The following is a 13134-nucleotide window of genomic DNA, read 5'->3' on the forward strand; positions in this document are numbered from 1 at the left end:
AGGGCTGACCCCTGTGAGCTACTCAGGGTGTGCGGCCGCTTACCCCGCGGGACGCGGCCTCCACGTGCCGCCGCGATCCAGCGGCCGGGCGCCCGGCCGCTCGCGCCCCGCGTTGTCAGTGGTCCCTGGCAAGCTGCACTCATGACCGAGATCACGACGGCCGCCGACTACGGCTGGCTCAGGGAGCGGCACCAGGACCTCCTGGAGGCCTACTGCGTCACACTGGTGCAGGACATGACACCCGACCGGTTGCTGCGGGAGCTGCGGGCGGAACCCGACGGGCGGGTGACCGGGGTGGCGGCGCTGGCCGAGCCGTCGTACGACGCCTGGGACGAGTACGAGGACGACAGACTGCTCGTCGGTGTCGCGGCCGTCGGCGACTGGACACTGATGGTCGAGTACAACGGGTACGTGGGCAACCGCTCCGAACTGATGGATCCCGTCAGCCGGGGCCGTACGGTGGTCTCGCACTTCCGGAACGTCAACGCGGTGGACAGTTTCCACTGGTCGGAGGACGGCGAGATACGTCTCGGCTTCGAGCCGCTGTTCCCCTCCCATCGCCATGGCACCGACCCCGACGGGCTCCTCACCGAGATGCGGGAGTCCGGCTTCGACCTGAGAGCGGACGACGAGCGGGACTTCACCGGGCACACCGAGGCCGCCTTCGCGCTCGCCCACCGGATCACCGGAGTCCGGCTGACCCCGGAGCTGTTCGCGTCGCTGGAGTTCACCTGCGCCCTGGTCACCGTGCCCTAGAACACCTCGTCGCAGGCCGCCCGCAGCCGCCGTACCCCCTCGGCGATCTCCCCCGTGCCGGCGACGGCCGCGAAGCTCAGGCGGAGGTGGGCCGCGGGAGGTTCGGCGCTGAAGTAGGGGCGGCCGGGGGTGAGGGCGACGCCCGCGCGCAGGCCGGCCGCGGTGAGGGCGGACTCGTCGGTCCGGTCGGGCAGCCGGAGCCAGAGGTGGTAGCCGCCGGACGGGACGTGCGGCAGGGCGAGTTCGGGCAGGTGCACGGCGAGCGCGGCCGTCATGGCGTCGCGGCGGGCCTTCAACTCGGCCGACAGCGCCCGCAGATGACGGGGCCAGGCCGGGGAGCCGACCAGTTCGAGGGCCGCCTCCTGCAGCGGCCGGGGGACGAAGAAGCTGTCCACGACCTGGATGGCCCGCAGGCGTTCCAGCACCGGACCGCGCGCGGCCAGGGCGCTCACCCGGAAGCTGGGCGAGGTCGCCTTGGTCAGCGAGCCGACGTGCACGACCACGCCGTCCGGGTCGTCGGCGGCCAGCGGGCGGGGCAGCGGGCCCGCATCGGCGTGCACCAGGCGCCGTACGAAGTCGTCCTCGATGACGAAGGCGCCGGCCTCGCGGGCGATGCGCAGCACCTCGGCGCGCCGGTCGGGGGCCAGGACGGCACCGGTGGGGTTCTGGAACAGGGGCTGGCAGACGAACACCCGGGCGCCGCTGGCCCGGAAGGCGTCGGCGAGCAGCTCGGGGCGCACTCCGTCGGGGTCGACGGGCACCGGGACCGGGCGCAGTCCGGCGGCGCGGGCGAGGGCCAGCATGCCGGGGTAGGTGGGCGACTCGACGAGGACGGGGGCGCCGGGCGGGGCGAGCGCGCGCAGGGCGGTGGCCAGCGCGGACTGACCGCCGGCCGCGATCAGCACCTCGGCCGCGGTGACGCCCCCGCCGATGCCGCGCGCGAACCACTCCCGCAGCTCCGGCAGTCCCTCCAGCGGCGGCCTCCCCCAGGCCCCGGGCCGCCGCCCGGCGCGGGCGAGTGCCGCCGCCATGGCCCGCTCGGGCTGGAGACAGGGGTGCAGATAGCCGCCGTTGAACTCCAGCACGCCGGGCGGCGGCGCGGCCAGCGAGACGGTGACCCCGGAGGCGTCCACCGTACGCGGTACGAGCTCGGCGGCGCCGTCGGCGCTCAGCGCGACCTCCTGCCAGGAGGTGTCCCCGGCCGGGGTCTGCGCCGTGCCGGGCCGGGCCCGGAAGGCGCCGGCCCCGGGCCGGGTGACCACCAGTCCCTCGGCGACGAGCTGGGCGAGGGCGCGCGAGACGGTCACCGGGCTCACGTGGAACCGCTCGACCAGCGTCCGGCTCGACGGGAGCTTTCCACCTGGAGAGTAGCGGTCAAGGTCTCGCCGGAGCTGTTCTGCCAAATCATTGACACTGCTACGCTGATGCATGAGAACCCAGAGTAGCGCTACTGCCCCCAGTGCGATAGCGGTCACCGCTCCCCGCGAGCGCCGCGGCCTCGGCACCGGTCTCGCCGCCCTCGGCGTGGCCTCCTTCTCCCTGACCTTCCCTGCCACCGCCTGGGGTCTGCAGGGCTTCGGTCCCTGGTCGCTGGTGGCCGTGCGCAGTGTGCTCGCCGCGCTGGTCGCGGGCGGCTGCCTCCTCGCGCTGCGGGTACCGCTGCCGGAGCGCCGGCATCTGCCGGGTCTCGCCGTCGTCGCCGCCGGCGTGGTGGCCGGCTTCCCGATGCTGACGACGCTCGCCCTGCAGACCTCCACCACCGCGCACGCCGCCGTCGTGGTGGGGCTGCTGCCGCTGACCACGGCCGTGTTCTCGGCGCTGCGCACCGGCAGCCGCCCCTCGCGCCGGTTCTGGACGGCCGCGCTGGCGGGCGCCGCGGCCGTGGTCGCCTTCACGGTCGGGCAGAGCGGCGGCGCGCTCACGACCGCCGACGGGTATCTGTTCGCGGCCCTGCTGGTGTGCGCGGCCGGCTACACGGAGGGCGGCCGGCTGGCCCGGATCATGCCGGGCTGGCAGGTGATCGGCTGGGCGCTGGTGCTGTGCCTGCCGCTGAGCGTGCCGGCCGCCGCGGTGGCCCTGACGTACGAGCCCGTCCAGCTCACCGGGCACGGCATCGCCGGCCTGCTGTGGGTGGCGCTGGGCTCGCAGTTCCTCGGCCTGGTCGTCTGGTACCGGGGGATGGCGGTCATCGGCATCCCCCGGGCCAGCCAGTTGCAGTTGGCTCAGCCGCTGCTCACACTGGTGTGGTCGGCGCTGCTGCTGGGCGAGCACTTCACGGCCGCCGCCCCGGTGACAGCCGTCGCCGTGCTCGTGTGCATCGCCGTCACCCAGCGGTCGTGATCATGAGGAGGGCCTGCAATATGCGTGCATCCAAGGGCGACCATCTTGTGCAGCACGGCAGGGTGGTCGGCCAACACGACCAGGAATCGGAAGTAGTCGAGGTCCTGGGTGCCGAGGGCAGCCCGCCCTACCGCGTACGGTTCAAGGACGGACACGAGGCGATCATGTCCCCCGGACCCGACTGCCAGGTCAAGCACCGCGACGAGCGGGCGATCGATCAGCGGGGCGGCTTCGCCGATCGCCCGTAGTGGTCGGTGATCACACGTGACATCGCCCCGATCGGATCGGCCGCCACGTCCTTGGCGGCGAAGAACACATGCCCGCGCACCTGCGGGTAACGGGCGGCGAAGGTGAGGTGCCGGGACAGTTCGGCCGGGTCCTGCCAGGCCGAGGGCTGCCCGGCGGCCCCGGCCTTGTACAGGGCCTCGCCGATGTAGAGGCGTGTCCTCGTGCCCTTCGCGACCGCCGCCCACCAGTCGACCAGCTTCGCGTAGTCGGCGGCGGCGAAGCCGATGTGCCAGTACAGCTGCGGCACGATGTAGTCGATCCAGTGCTCGCGCACCCATCTGCGGGTGTCCGCGTGCAGGTCGTCGTAGGTCTGCACGCCCGCCTGCGTGTCCGAGCCGAGCGGATCCGTCGAGGCGTTGCGCCAGACCCCGAAGGGGCTGATCCCGAACCGGGTGCCGGGCCGGACCCGCCTGATTCCGGCGGCCGTCTCCCGCACCAGTCTGTCGATGTTGTCCCGCCGCCAGTCGGCCCGGCTCGGGAAGTCGCCGCCGTAGCGGTCGTAGGCGTCATCGTCGTCGAAGGTCTGCCCCGCGACCGGGTACGGGTAGAAGTAGTCGTCGAAGTGGACGCCGTCGACCGGGTACCGGGCGACCGCGTCGAGCATCGCCCGCTGGACGAAGGCGCGGACCTCGGGCAGACCCGGGTTGTAGTAGAGCTTCCCGCCGTAGGGCACCACCCAGTCCGGGTGCCTGCGGGCCGGGTGCGAGGCCGCGAGCCGGCCGAGGTCGGTGTGGTTCGCGATCCGGTACGGATTGAACCAGGCGTGCAACTCCAGGCCCCGCGCATGGGCCTCGCGCACCGCGGTGCCCAGCGGGTCCCAGCCGGGGCTCTTGCCCTGGGTGCCGGTGAGGTACTCGGACCACGGCTCGTACGGCGACGGCCACAGCGCGTCGGCGGTGGGCCGTACCTGGAAGACCACCGTGTTGAGCCGGTCGCGGGCCGCCCGGTCGAGATGGGCGGTCAGCTCCGCCCGCTGTGCCGCGGCCGTGAGCCCGGGCCGGGACGGCCAGTCCCGGTTGGACACGGTCGCGAGCCACACGCCCCGCATCTCGGCGGCCGCGCGGGGCCGATGACCCGCGGCCGCTGCCGCGCCCTGCGCCGTGGCCAGCGTCGACAGCGCCGCCAGCGTGAAGGCCCGCCGTGACAGATGCCCCATGTGCACACCCCCATACGCTCCGGATCCGCTCCCTCACGGATCGTCCCGCGCCACAGGATGCACCCACCCGGCCGATCGATCATCGATACTTGACGGTAACGTGCTCGATCGGAGCAGGCGCCGAAACCCGGTGTCCTGCCGGCGAGCCGGAGAACCAGCGAAGGGGACGATGTGACGGGCATCCCAGCGGGAGACATTGCGCGCGTCGGAGTCGTGGGCTGCGGCCAGATGGGCGCCGGCATCGCCGAGGTGTGCGCCCGCGCAGGACTGGACGTGAAGGTCGCCGAGACCACCGGCGAGGCCCTGGAGATCGGCCGTACCCGGCTGTTCACCTCCCTGGCCAAGGCCGCCGAGCGCGGCAAGATCACCGAGGAGGAGCGGGACGCCACGCAGGCGCGGCTCACCTTCACCACCGACCTCGGCGAGTTCGCGGACCGCGACCTGGTGATCGAGGCCGTGGTGGAGAGCGAGCCGGTGAAGACGGAGATCTTCCAGGTCCTCGACCAGGTGGTGACCCGCCCGGACGCGATCCTCGCCTCCAACACCTCCTCGATCCCGCTGGTGAAGCTGGCGGTCGCCACCTCCCGCCCGGACCACGTGGTCGGCATCCACTTCTTCAACCCGGCCCCGGTGCAGCAGCTGGTCGAGCTGATCCCGGCGCTCACCACCTCCGAGGGCACCCTCAGCCGCGCCCAGGTCTTCGCGGAGAAGGTGCTCGGCAAGCACGCCATCCGCGCCCAGGACCGCTCCGGCTTCGTGGTCAACGCGCTGCTCGTGCCCTATCTGCTCTCCGCGATCCGGATGTTCGAGTCGGGCATCGCGAGCCGCGAGGACATCGACAACGGCATGGAGATGGGCTGCGCCCACCCGATGGGCCCCCTGAAGCTGTCCGACCTGATCGGCCTGGACACCATCGTCTCCATCGCCAACAGCATGTACGCCGAGTACAAGGAGCCGCTGTACGCCGCTCCCCCGCTGCTCCAGCGCATGGTCGAGGCGGGCCGGCTGGGCCGGAAGACCGGCTCGGGCTTCTACACCTACGGCTGATCGCGCACAACGGCGCTTCACACTCCGTGTGTGCGACGGGCACGCATATGCCCGTCGCACACGCTCCCCACGTGTCCGCCGGGCGAGTTGACTCCTCATGCCCATGCAAGGGATGCAACACCGTCCGACTACGGAAAGGAGTGGACACGTGACCGCCCATCCGGAGCATCCCGTGGTCCAGGGAGAACTCGCAGAGTTACGGCGCCGCCTCGACGTGGCCTACGCACACGTCGAGGGAGGGCTGGCGCTGCTGCGGCACCGGACCGACGAGACCACCAAGGAACTGGACGAGCTGGACACCCGCCTGAACGCGCTGGAACACGCACGCTGGCCGCTGCCCTCGCTCGCCGTGCTCACCTCACTGGGCGCGCTCCTCGTGACGATCTGGCAGGCCCTGGCCCGCTAGCCCTCGGCGAGCCTGAGGTGGTGCAGCAGGAGTAACGCGGCCGCCATGTTGGCGGCCGGGACCTCCCCACGGGCGATCAGGTCGGGAACGAGTTTGAGGGGGACCCAGTCCCGGCGGTCCGACTCGAAGTCGTCCACGGGATGCCCGATGTACTCGCCCCGGTCGGACCAGTAGATGTGGTGCCGGGCGTCGGTGAGGCCGTTGGACGGCTCCACGCTCATCAGGTGGTGCAGGGGCCCCGGCCGCCAGCCGGTCTCCTCCTCCAGTTCCCTGGCGGCCGCGCTCGCTATGTCCTCGCCGTCCTCGACGACGCCCGCGGCCAGCTCCCAGCCCCAGCTGTCGGTGATGAAGCGGTGCCGCCACAGCAGCAGCACCTCGTTGGCCTCGTTGACCACGGTCGCCACGGCCACGGGCCGCAGCCGGATCAGGAAGTGGTCCAGGTGCCGGCCGTCCGGCAGCTCGACATCTGCGAGATTGACGCTGAACCAGCGGTTTTCATACACAGTTTGTTCGTTCTGCTTCGTCCACTGCACGGTTCTGCCACCTTCCGTCGAGTAAGTGGCAATATCGCAGCAGGGACTGTGCACCTACAGGGGGCCTACAGCGGTACGCGCAGTGCCCCGTCGATGAGTTCGGCGGCTTCGGCGGTGCCGGCCGAGCCACAGCGCGCCAGGTGTTCGCGTACCGCGCGGAGTCTGTCGCGCAGCCGCTGGGACTCCATTCCGCGTGCCTGCTCGGCCATCTGCACAGCGGTGGCCACCGCCTTGTCGGCGTTGCCCTGGCGCAGCTCGATGGTGCTGAGCATGGCGAGCCGGTGCACCCGCCCCCGGTCGTGGGCCGGGTTGTCGACGGCCGCCGCCGCGTGCTCCCGGGCGGCGGCCAGCTCGCCGAGGCTGAGCAGTGCCTCGGCCACCTGCACATTGACCAGGCCCGGCTGGACATAGCCGGTCTCGTCGGGCTCGTGGCCGCGCCGGATCCGCTCGGCCGCCGCCTCGGCGCGCCGGATGCAGGACAGGGCCCCCGCGGAGTCGCCGAGGTGGGCGTACGCCTTGGCTTGCATCGCGTACAGGTCGGAGGCGAGCGCCGGGGTGATGTGCTTGCCGGCGGCCCGCAGCGCGGCCTCGGCGAAGGCGACGGCCTGCCGGTACTCCCGCATGAACAGCGACTGGTTGACCAGCAGCGCTATGACGTACGCGCCAAGTCCCCGGTCGCCGCTGGCCTTCGCCAGCCGGAGCGCCTGGTGGAAGTAGCGCTGGGCGAGACCGTGGGCGTCGGAGTCGTAGGCGCAGATGCCCGCGATGGCCACCAAACCGCCGGTGGCGCGGTGCAGTTGGCGTCCGGTGGCGTCGGTGTAGCTGCCGCGCAGCAGCGGAGCCGCCTCGGCGTTGAGGAAGCCGACGATCCGGGTGCGCGTCGCGATGCCGCCGGCCTTGCGGTACATCTGCTCGTAGTGCGTCCGCGCGGCGCGCAGCATCTCGATGTCGGCCGGGGTGACCCGGTGCCGGCCGCCGCGGGAGACATCGACGTCCTCGGGCGGGTTCTCCCACTCCCAGACCGGCATCACGGCCGGGGTCCCGGTGACGGCGGGGGCGCCCAGGACGTGCGGCCGCTGCTGTTCGTCGGAGCGCCACAGGGCGGTCGCCCGCTCCACGAAACCGTTCAGCGAGCCGACGTGCGGGGTGCTGGGCTCGCCGGGTACGCCCAGGCCGATGTCGTCGAGGGTGACGGGACGATGGAGGCGGGCGGCGAGCACCTCGCAGATCAGGTCGGGGACCTGGCCGCGCGGTCGCTGGCCTTTCAACCACCGTGCCACGGCGGTGTGTTCGTACCGGAGCGCGAGGCCCCGTCTCCGGCCCGCCTGGTTGACGTGGGCGGCGAGACCGGCGTGCGAGATCCCCGCCTCGTCCAGGATCGCGTCGAGCAGAGTGTTGGGCTGCATGGGATGCCCCCCGGGTGGCCTGGTGCCGTTCAGCGTAGTGCGCTCGCCTTCACACGGGGTGTGAACGGAACACGTGCATCCGGGCTGTGCACGCGGTGTCGCTCAGCGTGCCGGACCGCTTGACTTAGGTGCCGGCCAAGCCGCCGGCTCCCCCTCGAAAAGCGGTGGCTTGGCCGGGTCGACCACGAGGGTGCCGCGCCCCCGGGCAGGAGGGCTCGCCCCACGTTCGGTCGTTCCGCAGGACCAGTAGCGCTGTGTCGTCCGTGGGTTTGCCGGACGTGTGCTGCAGGAGCGCGGCGAAGACGGTGCGCAGGACCGTCTGGGGAGAGACGGGGTGATCCCGTACGACGTCGCTCAGCGTCCCCGGCAGCGAGAAGAACCGGCCCCGGCTGTCCCGCGCGTCCTCCACTCCGTCCGTGAACAGAACCAGGGACTCACCCGGAACCAGATGACCACAGGACTCGGCCTCCAGCTCGGCCGGAAGCGGGAAGGGACCCAGTGGCGGAAGCGGGTCGACGCGCGTCAACGGCTCGACTCTCGTGCCGCTGAGCAGATACGGCCACGGGTGACCGCAGTTGAGGGCGCGCAGCCGTCCGTCGCGGTCGATCTCCAGGAGCAGGACGGTGACGAACTCCTCGGCGACCGGGTGGTCGGGGTCCTGGCCGCCGTTCGCGGGGTGTTCGGCGCGGGCGCGTTCGCGCAGGTGCCGGGCGAGGGCGCGGTCCAGCCGGCCCAGGACGCCGCCGAGTTCGGGCTCGTCGTGGGCGGCCTCGCGGAAACTGCCCAGCACGGCGGCGACCGTGCCGAGCGCGGCCAGACCGTGCCCGCGTACGTCGCCCATCACCACCCGCACCCCGTGCTCGGTGGCGATCGCCTCGTACAGGTCACCGCCGACGCACGCGCCCCGGTCCGCGGACAGCTGGGCGGCGGCGACGTTCAGCCCGTCGAGGCGTGGCGGCAGGGGACGCAGTACGACGCTCTGCGCGGCCCGCGCCACCCGGCGGACCTGCCGCAGCTCCCGCAGCAGCGCGCGGCGCACATGGAAGATCAGCCCGGTGCCGACGGCGAAGAAGACGGCGCTGGTGACGATGCGCGCGCCGAGGCCGTTCTGCTGGGCGAGCGGGCAGCCGAACTTGTAGGCGACCGCCACGGCTCCCCAGACCGTGGGCAGTACGGCCCCCCGCGCGGTGGGCGCCCGTGCCTTGATGCGGATCATGCCTCTGGTCCCCCATGTGGGCCCTGAAAGAGCAGACGGACCGACCCCGAAAGGCCGGTCCGATTCTGTCGAGGGCATGGCCGGGATGGGTCGGCTCACCCCCCGTTGCCACTCGAATGAGTGAGCAAGCAGCCGGTCAACCTGCATTTATGCAGTCGGCCGACCATGGGAGCTGAATCTCGGAAGGTCCGCACGTCCCCTTCCGGGTGGGGCCATGTGTCGCCCGGTTCCCCATGATCGACCGGAGTCCCGCGCCCCGAACGGGCGCGGGACTCCGGTCGATAAGCGGCTGCCCGCCCGGTCGACGGGCTAGCCCCTCAGAACCGCACCGGTCCGCTCGCCCGCGAGGGCAACCGCCGCGTCCCGGGCGGCAGACGCCTCGTCCACCGTCAGCGTCCGGTCACCGGCCCGGAACCGCAGCGCGTACGCCAGCGACTTCCTGCCCTCGCCCAGCTGCTCCGCGTTCTCGTACACGTCGAACAGCCGGATGGACTCGAGGAGTTCACCCGCGCCCTCACGCAGCGCCGCCTCGACCTCCCCGGAGGGGACGGGCCTGTCGACCACGAGGGCGACATCCTGCGTGGCGACCGGGAACGTCGAGATCCGCGGTGCCTGCGGAGCGCCGTCGCCCACCGTCTCCAGGGCGTCCAGGTTGAGCTCCATCGCACAGGTGCGCTCGGGCAGCCCCAGGGCCTTCAGCACCCGCGGGTGCAGCTCGCCCGCATGGCCGACGACCTGCTCCGCCCCCTCGGCGACGACCACCAGCTCGGCACAGCGGCCGGGGTGCCAGGGGCCGTACTGGCCCTTGCGGACGATCAGCTCGGCGCCGGCCTCCCGTGCCACGGCGCGTCCGGCCTCCACCGCGTCCGCCCAGTCCGCCGGACGGCCCTTGCCCCACCAGCCGGCCTGCTCACGGGCGCCGGTGAGGACCACGGCCACGTGCCGCGGCTGCACGGGCAGCGCGGCGTTCAGCGCGGCGATCTCCTCGTCGGTGGGACGCCGGTCGACCGGCAGGTGCATGGCGACACGCTGTTCCTCACGGGGGTGGAACACCAGCCCCGTCTCGAACAGCGCCAGGTCGTGCGAGCCCCGGCCGTCGTTGCGCCGCAGGGCACCGAGCAGGCCCGGCAGCAGCGTCGTGCGCAGCGCGGGCTCCTCGTCGCTGAGCGGGTTGACCAGCTTGACCACGCGGCGGGCCGGGTCGTCGGCCGCCAGGCCGAGCTGGTCGAAGACCTGCTCGCCGACGAAGGGGTAGTTCGGCGCCTCGACATAGCCCGCGCCGGCCAGCGCGCGGCCGACCCGGCGGTGCAGCCGCTGGCGGTGGGTCAGCCCACGGCCGGAGGGGAGCTTGGGCAGGGTGGAGGGCAGGTTCTCGTAGCCCTCGAGGCGGATGACCTCCTCGGCGAGGTCGTTCGGGTCGACCAGGTCGGGCCGCCAGGACGGGACGGTGACGATCAGCTCGTCCTGCCCGTAGACGTCGCAGCCGACCTGCTGGAGGCGGCGGACGACCGTCTCACGGCCGTAGACGACACCCGCGACCTTGTCCGGATGGTCGGCCGGGATGGTGATGGTGTGCGGCGCCGAGGGCGCGATGACCTCGGTGACGCCGGCCTCGGCCGTACCGCCCGCGAGCAGCACCAGCAGGTCCACGGTGCGCTGCGCGGCGGCCGCGGCGGCCTGCGGGTCGACGCCGCGCTCGAAGCGGCGGGACGCCTCGGACAGCAGCTTCTGGCGGCGGGACGCACGGGCGATCGCGACGGCGTCGAAGTGGGCCGCCTCGATGACCACGTCGGTGGTCCCGTTCACCCCGTCCTCGGTGACCTCGTGATCGGCGATCTCGGTGTTGGCGCCGCCCATCACGCCGGCCAGGCCGATGGGGCCGCGGTCGTCGGTGATGACCAGGTCCTCGGCGTGCAGCTTGCGCTCGACGCCGTCGAGGGTGACGAGCTTCTCGCCCTCCCGGGCCCGGCGCACGCCGATGGTGCCCTGGACCAGCCTGCGGTCGTAGGCGTGCAGCGGCTGGCCCAGCTCCATCATCACGTAGTTCGTGACGTCGACGGCGAGCGAGATCGGGCGCATGCCGACCTTCTGCAGCCGGCGCTGCAGCCAGATCGGCGAGCGGGCCTCGGGGCGCAGGCCGGTGACCGTGCGCGCGGTGAACCGGTCGCAGCCGAACGGGTCGGAGACCTGGACGGGGTAGCCGTAGGCGTTCGGGGCCGGTACGTCGATCAGGGCCGGGTCGCGCAGCGGCAGGCCGTAGGCGATGGCGGCCTCGCGGGCCACGCCGCGGATGGACAGGCAGTCGCCGCGGTTGGCGGTGACGGCGATGTCCAGGACCTCGTCGACCAGCTCCAGCAGCTCGATGGCGTCCTTGCCGACCTCGGTCTCCGGCGGCAGCACGATGATGCCGTGGTTGCCGTCGTCGCCCATGCCCAGCTCGTCGCTGGAGCAGATCATGCCGTGCGAGACCTTGCCGTAGGTCTTTCGGGCGGCGATGGAGAAGCCGCCGGGCAGCGTGGCGCCGGGGAGCACCACGACGACCTTGTCCCCGACGGCGAAGTTGCGGGCGCCGCAGACGATCTCCTGGGGCTCGCCGGTGCCGTTGGCCTGGCCGACGTCGACGGTGCAGAAGCGGATCGGCTTCTTGAACTCGGTCAGCTCCTCGATGGTCAGCACCTGACCGACGACCAGCGGGCCCTTGAGGTCGGCGCCGAGCTGCTCGACGGTCTCGACCTCGAGGCCGGCCGACACGAGCTTCTCCTGGACGTCGCGGCCGGTTTCCGTCGCCGGCAGGTCGACGTACTCCCGCAGCCAAGAAAGCGGGACCCGCATCAGATCTCCATCCCGAACGGCCGGGTGAACCGGACGTCACCCTCGACCATGTCTCGCATGTCTTCGACGTTGTGGCGGAACATCAGCATCCGCTCGATGCCGAACCCGAAGGCGAAGCCGCTGTACTTCTCCGGGTCGACGCCGCAGGCGGTGAGCACCCGCGGGTTGACCATGCCGCAGCCGCCCAGCTCGATCCAGCCCTCGGACGAGCAGGTGCGGCAGGGCCGGTCGGGGTTGCCGACGGACTCGCCCTTGCAGACGTAGCAGAGCATGTCCATCTCGGCGCTCGGCTCGGTGAAGGGGAAGAAGTTCGGCCGCAGCCGGGTCTTCATGCCCGCGCCGAACAGCGACTGGACCATGTGGTCCAGGGTGCCCTTGAGGTCGGCCATGGTCAGGCCCTCGTCCACGGCGAGCAGCTCGACCTGGCGGAAGACCGGGGTGTGGGTGGCGTCCAGCTCGTCGGTGCGGTACACGACGCCGGGGCAGATCACGTAGACCGGCAGCTCGCGGCCGAGCAGCGAGCGGATCTGCACGGGCGAGGTGTGGGTGCGCAGCACGACGCCGGACTCGGTGCCGCCGTCCGGGCCCTGCACGAAGAAGGTGTCCGCCTCGCCGCGGGCCGGGTGGTCCGGGCCGATGTTCAGGGCGTCGAAGTTGAACCACTCCGCCTCGACCTGCGGGCCCTCGGCGACCTCGTAGCCCATGGCCACGAAGATGTCCTCGATGCGCTCCGAGAGCGTGGTCAGCGGGTGGCGGGCGCCGGCCGGGACGCGGTCGTACGGCAGCGTGACGTCGACGTCCTCCTCGACCAGCACGCGGGCGTCCCGCTCGGCCTCCAGCTCGGCCTGCCGGGCGGCGAGGGCCTTGTTCACGGCGCCGCGGGCCATGCCGACGCGCTTGCCGGCCTCGGCCTTGGCGTGCGGGGGCAGGGCGCCGATCTCGCGGTTGGCGAGGGCCAGCGGTGAGGCGGGGCCGGTGTGGGCGACCTTGGCCTCGTGGAGCGCGTCGAGGGAGTCCGCGGCGGCGAAGGCGGCGAGCGCCCCGTCCCGCATGCGCTCGATCTCTTCCGGTTTCAACGCCTCGACCTCTACAGGGTCGTACGACTTATTCGGTGCCGACATCTCTTCCCGTGCTTCCGATTGTCCCCCAGCTGA

Annotated in this window: 12 protein-coding genes; 5 read left to right on the plus strand and 7 right to left on the minus strand. The window is 72.2% G+C overall.

Annotation, left to right across the window (positions count from 1 at the left end; translation table 11 throughout):
• The first annotated feature begins 141 nt into the window (after positions 1 to 141).
• Positions 142 to 756 (plus strand): DUF6461 domain-containing protein, encoded by a 615-nt coding sequence (locus ACWDEN_RS10290; protein WP_351617203.1) that lies wholly within the window; start codon positions 142 to 144, stop codon positions 754 to 756.
• Here the strand turns inward: ACWDEN_RS10290 and ACWDEN_RS10295 are convergent.
• Complete coding sequence (locus ACWDEN_RS10295) at positions 753 to 2186, minus strand: aminotransferase-like domain-containing protein (RefSeq protein WP_450858347.1); 1434 nt, start codon at positions 2184 to 2186, stop codon at positions 753 to 755. The genes ACWDEN_RS10290 and ACWDEN_RS10295 overlap by 4 nt on opposite strands.
• On the opposite strand from ACWDEN_RS10295, the gene ACWDEN_RS10300 reads away from it, so the two are divergent.
• Entirely contained in the window at positions 2185 to 3096 is a 912-nt protein-coding gene (locus ACWDEN_RS10300; RefSeq protein ID WP_351617197.1) for a DMT family transporter, read from the plus strand. The genes ACWDEN_RS10295 and ACWDEN_RS10300 overlap by 2 nt on opposite strands.
• Before the next feature lie 20 nt (positions 3097 to 3116).
• Complete coding sequence (locus ACWDEN_RS10305) at positions 3117 to 3344, plus strand: DUF1918 domain-containing protein (protein WP_351617194.1); 228 nt, start codon at positions 3117 to 3119, stop codon at positions 3342 to 3344.
• Here the strand turns inward: ACWDEN_RS10305 and ACWDEN_RS10310 are convergent.
• On the minus strand, positions 3314 to 4540 hold the full coding sequence (locus tag ACWDEN_RS10310) for a glycoside hydrolase family 10 protein (protein WP_450858350.1): 1227 nt from the start codon (positions 4538 to 4540) through the stop codon (positions 3314 to 3316). The two genes, ACWDEN_RS10305 and ACWDEN_RS10310, sit on opposite strands and share 31 nt — an antisense overlap.
• Before the next feature lie 171 nt (positions 4541 to 4711).
• Between ACWDEN_RS10310 and ACWDEN_RS10315 the strand changes: the two genes are divergently transcribed.
• The gene (locus tag ACWDEN_RS10315; protein WP_351617188.1) at positions 4712 to 5587 is read left to right on the plus strand and encodes a 3-hydroxybutyryl-CoA dehydrogenase; all 876 of its coding nucleotides are present in this window, start codon (positions 4712 to 4714) and stop codon (positions 5585 to 5587) included.
• A 148-nt stretch (positions 5588 to 5735) separates the two neighbouring features.
• Positions 5736 to 5993: a hypothetical protein gene (locus tag ACWDEN_RS10320; protein WP_351617186.1), complete on the plus strand. Its 258-nt coding sequence runs from the start codon at positions 5736 to 5738 to the stop codon at positions 5991 to 5993.
• Here ACWDEN_RS10320 and ACWDEN_RS10325 read toward each other — a convergent pair.
• From ACWDEN_RS10325 to pheS, 5 genes are all read right to left on the minus strand, one after another.
• Positions 5990 to 6526: an NUDIX hydrolase gene (locus tag ACWDEN_RS10325; protein ID WP_351617184.1), complete on the minus strand. Its 537-nt coding sequence runs from the start codon at positions 6524 to 6526 to the stop codon at positions 5990 to 5992. The genes ACWDEN_RS10320 and ACWDEN_RS10325 overlap by 4 nt on opposite strands.
• A gap of 65 nt (positions 6527 to 6591) precedes the next feature.
• On the minus strand, positions 6592 to 7932 hold the full coding sequence (locus tag ACWDEN_RS10330) for a transcriptional regulator (protein ID WP_351617181.1): 1341 nt from the start codon (positions 7930 to 7932) through the stop codon (positions 6592 to 6594).
• A 124-nt stretch (positions 7933 to 8056) separates the two neighbouring features.
• Positions 8057 to 9148 carry a PP2C family protein-serine/threonine phosphatase gene (locus ACWDEN_RS10335; RefSeq protein WP_351617179.1) on the minus strand — a complete coding sequence of 364 codons (1092 nt, stop codon included), beginning with the start codon at positions 9146 to 9148 and terminating at the stop codon, positions 8057 to 8059.
• Between the two features lie 309 nt (positions 9149 to 9457).
• Positions 9458 to 11980 carry a phenylalanine--tRNA ligase subunit beta gene (gene pheT, locus ACWDEN_RS10340; RefSeq protein WP_351622291.1) on the minus strand — a complete coding sequence of 841 codons (2523 nt, stop codon included), beginning with the start codon at positions 11978 to 11980 and terminating at the stop codon, positions 9458 to 9460.
• Positions 11980 to 13101: a phenylalanine--tRNA ligase subunit alpha gene (gene pheS / locus ACWDEN_RS10345; RefSeq protein ID WP_351622288.1), complete on the minus strand. Its 1122-nt coding sequence runs from the start codon at positions 13099 to 13101 to the stop codon at positions 11980 to 11982. The genes pheT and pheS overlap by 1 nt, the downstream gene beginning before the upstream one ends.
• Between the last annotated feature and the right edge of the window lie 33 nt (positions 13102 to 13134).

Source organism: Streptomyces sp. NPDC001153 (assembly GCF_053598315.1).

Bases quoted from the DNA above. Each gene is read 5' to 3' on its own strand.
- ACWDEN_RS10290 (WP_351617203.1), top strand. From the start codon at position 142: ATGACCGAGATCACGACGGCCGCCGACTACGGCTGGCTCAGGGAGCGG.
- ACWDEN_RS10300 (WP_351617197.1), top strand. From the start codon at position 2,185: ATGAGAACCCAGAGTAGCGCTACTGCCCCCAGTGCGATAGCGGTCACC.
- ACWDEN_RS10295 (WP_450858347.1), bottom strand. From the start codon at position 2,186: ATGCATCAGCGTAGCAGTGTCAATGATTTGGCAGAACAGCTCCGGCGA.
- ACWDEN_RS10305 (WP_351617194.1), top strand. From the start codon at position 3,117: ATGCGTGCATCCAAGGGCGACCATCTTGTGCAGCACGGCAGGGTGGTC.
- ACWDEN_RS10310 (WP_450858350.1), bottom strand. From the start codon at position 4,540: ATGGGGCATCTGTCACGGCGGGCCTTCACGCTGGCGGCGCTGTCGACG.
- ACWDEN_RS10330 (WP_351617181.1), bottom strand. From the start codon at position 7,932: ATGCAGCCCAACACTCTGCTCGACGCGATCCTGGACGAGGCGGGGATC.
- ACWDEN_RS10335 (WP_351617179.1), bottom strand. From the start codon at position 9,148: ATGATCCGCATCAAGGCACGGGCGCCCACCGCGCGGGGGGCCGTACTG.
- pheT (WP_351622291.1), bottom strand. From the start codon at position 11,980: ATGCGGGTCCCGCTTTCTTGGCTGCGGGAGTACGTCGACCTGCCGGCG.
- pheS (WP_351622288.1), bottom strand. From the start codon at position 13,101: ATGTCGGCACCGAATAAGTCGTACGACCCTGTAGAGGTCGAGGCGTTG.